Genomic DNA, 5613 nt, shown 5'->3' with positions numbered 1-5613 from the left:
GCGCGGCGGTCAGCGCGGCGCGGGTGGCCGGCGGTATGGCGGTCGCATCCTCGCAGGCGATGATCGCGGCGCGGGCGCCGGCAGTGGCCACCTGCTCGACGGTGAGTTCGGCGTCGAACAGCCACTGCGCCAGTTGTGTGCCGTTGACCCCGGGCCACACTGCGGAGGGGTTGACCTTGTCTTCGATCTGGCCCTGCACCAGCAGCGCGGCCTCATTGAGCCGGGCGGTGCGGATCCGCAGGCGGCGACGACGCCGTTCGTCAATTCGGCCGGTGTTCAGCACTTCGGCAGTCGTGTCGATGACGATGGCCATCCGCGCCCGCAGCGACCGGACAGTGGCGCGCAGCACGTGCTCGGGTTTGTCCGGCAGCACGTAGCTGCCGACTGCGAAGCTGCACGCGGTGCCCACCAGGACGGCCCCGACCAACCACGGCAGTTCACCGAGGGTGGCCCGCAGGTAGAGGGTGAAGAAGTAGGCCATGAACGAGACCATGCCCAGTGCGCGACCGCGCGGCCCGAATCGGCGCAGGTAAACCGAGGTGAACACCACGACCACGAACACGATGTCGGCGGCGAACTTGTGCGGTGCCAGCAGCGTTCCGATTGTGATGCACAGCGCGGCGGGCAGCGGCAGCAACGCCATCGTGATCTTCTGCTGACGAGGATCGGGCTCGTTGACGGCCCGCCCCGAAACCATCGTGATCAGCACGCCGAGCAGCGCGACCGTCACCGGCTGGCCCGTCGCCTTCGTGAGCAGAAAGAGGACCGCCAAGGCGCACACCAGCGCGACGGTGGTGCGGCTGGCCATTCGCAGCCGCAGCAACCCGGGGTCGGACCCGATCGTCCAGTTCTGCGCGCGCTCGTAGAAAGACGCGGCTGTCGAAACGAACCGCCGGTCCGGCGGTGCGGTGTCGATCACATCGCCGTACCGACCGGGCACTAGTGAGCCGCCTTTCGTCTGTGTCCAATGCACAATGTTCCCTCCCATGGTGACCGCTTCCCGGCGCAGCGATCAAAACCAGGCTCTCGCGTCGATTAGGGTTCCTCTCGTGAGCGCGCCGACTGCAGCGAAGCTGGCCGATGGTCGCTCACTGCTGTTCTTCACGTTGCCCGGCCACACCCCGGCGCCGGTCACCGATCAGCGCCCGCTGCCGCCCCCCGAGACGCGCCCGGCGCAGCTGCGGTTCGACCACTCGACCGGGCAGTGGGTGATCGTCGCGGCGTTGCGCCAGGACCGTACCTATAAGCCGCCGACCGATCAGTGCCCACTGTGTCCCGGGCCGACCGGTCTGACCAGCGAGGTGCCCGCTGCCGACTACGACGTCGTCGTGTTCGAGAACCGGTTCCCGAGTCTGGCCGGCTTCGGGGAATCGGCGTTGCAGGTGCCCAATGGTTTCGCGACCGCGGCCGGATACGGCCGCTGCGAAGTCATCTGCTTTTCCAGTGACCACACCGGTTCGTTCGCCGACCTGCCACCGGCGCATGCCCGTCTCGTCGTCGACGCGTGGCGACACCGCACGGCCGAGTTGATGACGTTGCCGGGCGTCGAGCAGGTGTTCTGCTTCGAGAACCGCGGTGAAGAGATCGGTGTCACGCTGACCCACCCACATGGCCAGATTTATGGTTACCCTTTCCTGACCCCGCGTACCGAGGTCATGTTGCGTCAGGCGAACGACCATCGAAACCGCAACGGCAGCAACCTGTTCGCCGACCTTCTCGCCAATGAGGTTGCCGACGGCAGTCGGGTGATCGCCCGCACCGACCGGTTCACCGCATTCGTGCCATTCGCCGCGCGCTGGCCGGTTGAGGTGCACATCTATCCGAACCGGTTCGCGCACAACCTTATCGATCTGACCGCCGCCGAGTTGGACGAGTTCACCGACATCTACCTCGACGTGCTGCGGCGCTTCGACGCGCTGTATTCTGCACCGCTGCCCTTTATTTCGGCGTTGCATCAGTTCAACGACACCGATGCCCAGCGAGACGGGTACTTCCACATCGAGCTGATGTCGATCCGGCGCAGCGCCGGCAAACTCAAGTATCTGGCCGCCTCGGAGTCGGCGATGGACGCGTTCATCAGCGATGTGACACCGGAGAGTGTGGCCGAGCGACTGCGAGAACTCGCATGACGGTCCGATACGCCGCGCCAGGACGGGTCAACCTGATCGGCGAGCACACCGATTACAACCTCGGGTTCGCGCTGCCGATTGCCTTGCCCCAGCGCACAGTGGTGATGTTCACGCCCGGACACGTCGACTCGATCACGGTGCGCAGCGATCGGGGCGAGGGCCAGGTGCGGATCCCCCTGAACACGACTCCCGGCGACGCGACGGGTTGGGCCGCTTATGTTGCCGGGGTGATGTGGGCGCTGCGCGACGCCGGTCACCTGGTGCCGGGCGGCACGATGTCGATCACCAGCAACCTCGAGACCGGGTTGGGATTGGCGTCGTCGGCCGCGCTGGAGTGTGCGGTCCTGGGTGCGCTGGCCTCGGCTGCCGACGTGCACATCGACCGCATGGAGCAGGCCAGGCTCGCTCAACGTGCGGAGAACGACTATGTCGGCGCGCCAACCGGTTTGCTCGACCAGATTGCTTCATTGTTCGCCGAACCGTCGACGGCGCTGCTCATCGACTTCCGCGAACTGACCGTGACGCCGATAGTGTTCGACCCCGACGGGCGCGGCATGGCCATGCTGCTGATCGATTCACGCGCACGCCATGAGCACGTCAGCGGCGATTACGCGGCGCGGCGCGAGTCGTGCGAGCGGGCGGCCGCCGACCTGCAGGCTTCGTCGCTGCGTGAGGTGCAGGACCGCGGACGGGCAGCGCTGGACGGGGTGGTCGACCGGCTCGACGCCCGGCGCGCCCGCCACGTAGTCACCGAAAACCAGAGAGTGCTGGATTTTGTTCAGGCACTGCGTGCTTCAAGCTTCATCGAAGCCGGCCGCATCTTGAACGCGTCACATGTCTCCATGCGCGACGACTTCGAAATCAGCACCGATCACATCGACTTGATCGTCGACACCGCGGTGCGGGCGGGCGCGTTCGGTGCCCGGATGACCGGCGGCGGTTTCGGTGGCTGCGTAATCGCTTTGGTGCCGGAGGCCCGCGCGGGCGCGGTGGGCGACGCGCTGCGACGGAATCTGCCCACCGCGGGATACCAGCGGCCGGTCATCATGCGCATCCAACCGGCGCAGGGCGCGGGTGTGTACTGACCCCACACAGCGTGCGGTCAGGTCGCCGGCGTGAACTTGATCGCGGCCAGGTGTTCGCGGCCGACTGCTTCGGTGAACTCCGCCAGCGACGGCACCTGCCCATCCCGGAACTTCACGCCCAGCGCGCGTTGCGCGCGTTTTGCGCCGTAGGCCTGCGAGGCGCGGTAGGCGAGATCGGCGACAGTCGCGCGGTCATCGATGAGTTCACCCCGTGAGGTCGCCGCCTTGCCGTCGTGCAATACCTGAGCGGTGGCGCCGTCGCGGAAGTTGTTCTTCCACCGTGCGCCGGTGATGGCATACAGGATTCCGTCTATGTGGTATGCGCTCAAGGGAATTGAATAGCGCCGCCCGGTCTTTCGACCGGTGAAGCTCACCACCATCAGCTCCTTGCCGACGGGTCCGCGAAGCGGGGTGCGCAGCAGCGCTTTGAAGACGGGGTTGATGAGACGGAGTACCGCGTTCGGCGGGTGCGAGATGGTGATCGCGTGGGACTGTTCTGGCATGCGACTACGGTAGGACCAATCAAAACCAACTGTGGCGGAACTGCCCAACGACCGGATGAACAGTGCCAACCTGATGCGCAAGTTCGGTGAAATACTGGGCGACCAAAGCACAGAGAGGTGTCGGAGTGGGCAACGATTTAGCGGGAAAGGTCGCGATAGTCACCGGCGGCGCGTCGGGCCTCGGGTATGCCACCGTCAAGAAGTTCGTCGCCGAGGGCGCGCGGGTTGTCGTCGCGGATCTCGATGTCGAGCGGGGCGAGGCACTTGCCGGTGAATGCGGTGAGAACGCGCAGTTCAAGCGCGTCGATGTCTCCGACGCCGAACAGGTAAGCGCTCTGGTTAGCACCGCGCTCAATGCCTTTGGCGGACTTCACGTCATGGTCAACAACGCCGGAATCTCCAGCCGGATGCACTCGAGCTTCCTGCGCGACGATCTCGCCGACTTCAACCGCGTCATGTCCGTCAACCTGCTCGGTGTCATGCTGGGCACCCGCGAAGCCGCGCGGCATATGTCGGAAGCCGGCGGCGGATCCATCGTCAACGTGTCATCGATCGGAGGCATTCAGGCCGGCGGCGGGGTGATGGCGTACCGGGCGTCCAAGGCAGCGGTCCTGCACTTCTCCAAGTGCGCCGCGATCGAGTTCGCGTCCTACGGTATTCGCGTCAACTGCCTCGCTCCCGGCAGCATCGTCACCCCGATTCTGGAGTCTTCGGTGCAGCACATGAGCGAAGAGGTCCGCGACATGCTCGTCAAGTCCTCTCGCGAGACGATGCGCAAAAACCGTCCCCTCGAGCGCGAGGGCACACCCGATGACGTGGCAGAAGCAGCACTGTATTTCGCCGGCGACCGGTCGGCCTACCTCACCGGCACTGTGCTGCCCGTCGACGGCGGGACCGTGACCGGCACACCGATCCGTCGTCGCGCGAAAGAAGCGATGCCAGGCCAAGTCAGTCACTTGACTTAAGGCCAACGCCGGTGTTCACTGAGTCCATGACCAGGCGGGCCGTGCGGTGACAGCAGCCCGGACAATTCGCAACGATCGCGCCAACAGCACGCGCGAAGCGATCCTGACCGCGGCCGAGCGGCTATTCGCCGAGCACGGCGTATATGCGGTGTCCAACAGGCAGGTCAGCGAAGCGGCCGGCCAGGGCAACAACGCCGCGGTCGGCTACCACTTCGGCACCAAGGCCGACCTTGTCGCCGCGATCGAAAGCAAGCACCGGGTTCCCATCGAACAGCTCCGCGAACAGATGGTCGCGCGAACCGCGGAGTCGACGGATCTGCGGGATTGGGTCGCCTGCCTGGTCCGCCCTCTCACCGAGCACCTTGCCGCCGTGGGCAACCCGACGTGGTACGCGCGCTTCGCCGCGCAGGCGATGGCTGACCCCACCTACCAGGAGACGATGTTTCGGGACGCACTCGCATCACCGTCGCTGGTTCAGGTGCTGAAGGGCATCAACCGCTGCCTTCCCGAGCTGCCGGACAACGTGCAGATCGCTCGCAGCATCATGGTGCGCAACCTGCTGATGCATACTGCGGCCGAATGGGAGCGGGCGCTGGCCGAAGGAACGCCGATATCCGAATCTGATTGGCCGCAGGGAACTTCGGACTTGATCGATGCCATCGTCGGACTGTGGCTGGCTCCTGTCACCGATTCGGGCACCGCAGTCCGAGAACCACTGGCGACATGAAGGTAGTCGTCGATCAGAACAATTGCGTCTCGTCCGGTAACTGCGTGATGCACTCAAGCGCGGTGTTCGATCAACGCGACGGGGACGGCGTGGTCGTCCTGCTTGATGAGAGTCCACCGGCCGAACAGGCCGACAACGTCCGACGAGCGGCTGCCGAGTGTCCGGCCCAGGTCATCCACATCCAGGAATGAGATAAGCGCGATG

6 protein-coding genes and 1 pseudogene are annotated in these 5613 nt (G+C 65.5%); 5 read left to right on the top strand and 2 right to left on the bottom strand.

Going from position 1 to position 5613, the window contains the following annotated elements:
* Nucleotides 1–808: pseudogene (locus tag WA317_RS01340) on the bottom strand (FUSC family protein); the annotation flags it as partial.
* 178 nt (nucleotides 809–986) lie between these two features.
* Here WA317_RS01340 and galT point away from each other — a divergent pair.
* Both galT and WA317_RS01330 read left to right on the top strand, forming a co-directional pair.
* Nucleotides 987–2129 (top strand): galactose-1-phosphate uridylyltransferase, encoded by a 1143-nt coding sequence (gene galT, locus WA317_RS01335; protein WP_425171318.1) that lies wholly within the window; start codon nucleotides 987–989, stop codon nucleotides 2127–2129.
* Nucleotides 2126–3214 (top strand): galactokinase, encoded by a 1089-nt coding sequence (locus WA317_RS01330; protein WP_425171317.1) that lies wholly within the window; start codon nucleotides 2126–2128, stop codon nucleotides 3212–3214. Before galT ends, WA317_RS01330 begins: the two co-directional genes overlap by 4 nt.
* A 17-nt stretch (nucleotides 3215–3231) precedes the next feature.
* Here the strand turns inward: WA317_RS01330 and WA317_RS01325 are convergent, their stop codons facing one another.
* Nucleotides 3232–3717: a hypothetical protein gene (locus WA317_RS01325; protein WP_425171316.1), complete on the bottom strand. Its 486-nt coding sequence runs from the start codon at nucleotides 3715–3717 to the stop codon at nucleotides 3232–3234.
* A 125-nt stretch (nucleotides 3718–3842) separates the two neighbouring features.
* Between WA317_RS01325 and WA317_RS01320 the strand changes: the two genes are divergently transcribed.
* The 3 genes from WA317_RS01320 to WA317_RS01310 are packed head-to-tail and all read left to right on the top strand — an operon-like array spanning nucleotide 3843 to nucleotide 5600.
* On the top strand, nucleotides 3843–4682 hold the full coding sequence (locus WA317_RS01320; protein ID WP_425171315.1) for an SDR family NAD(P)-dependent oxidoreductase: 840 nt from the start codon (nucleotides 3843–3845) through the stop codon (nucleotides 4680–4682).
* Nucleotides 4683–4728: 46 nt separating this feature from the next.
* Entirely contained in the window at nucleotides 4729–5409 is a 681-nt protein-coding gene (locus WA317_RS01315; RefSeq protein WP_425171314.1) for a TetR family transcriptional regulator, read from the top strand.
* A complete protein-coding gene (locus WA317_RS01310; RefSeq protein ID WP_425171313.1) occupies nucleotides 5406–5600 on the top strand; it encodes a ferredoxin in 195 nt (64 codons plus the stop codon). The genes WA317_RS01315 and WA317_RS01310 overlap by 4 nt, the downstream gene beginning before the upstream one ends.
* Nucleotides 5601–5613 lie beyond the last annotated feature (13 nt).

The sequence above is a fragment of the Mycobacterium sp. genome (genome assembly GCF_049802695.1).
Lineage (GTDB): Bacteria > Actinomycetota > Actinomycetes > Mycobacteriales > Mycobacteriaceae > Mycobacterium.
Note: the sequence above shows the minus strand (reverse complement) of the source record. Positions and strands in the feature narration are given on the sequence as shown.

Bases quoted from the DNA above. Each gene is read 5' to 3' on its own strand.
- galT (WP_425171318.1), top strand. From the start codon at position 987: ATGGTGACCGCTTCCCGGCGCAGCGATCAAAACCAGGCTCTCGCGTCG.
- WA317_RS01325 (WP_425171316.1), bottom strand. From the start codon at position 3,717: ATGCCAGAACAGTCCCACGCGATCACCATCTCGCACCCGCCGAACGCG.
- WA317_RS01330 (WP_425171317.1), top strand. From the start codon at position 2,126: ATGACGGTCCGATACGCCGCGCCAGGACGGGTCAACCTGATCGGCGAG.
- WA317_RS01310 (WP_425171313.1), top strand. From the start codon at position 5,406: ATGAAGGTAGTCGTCGATCAGAACAATTGCGTCTCGTCCGGTAACTGC.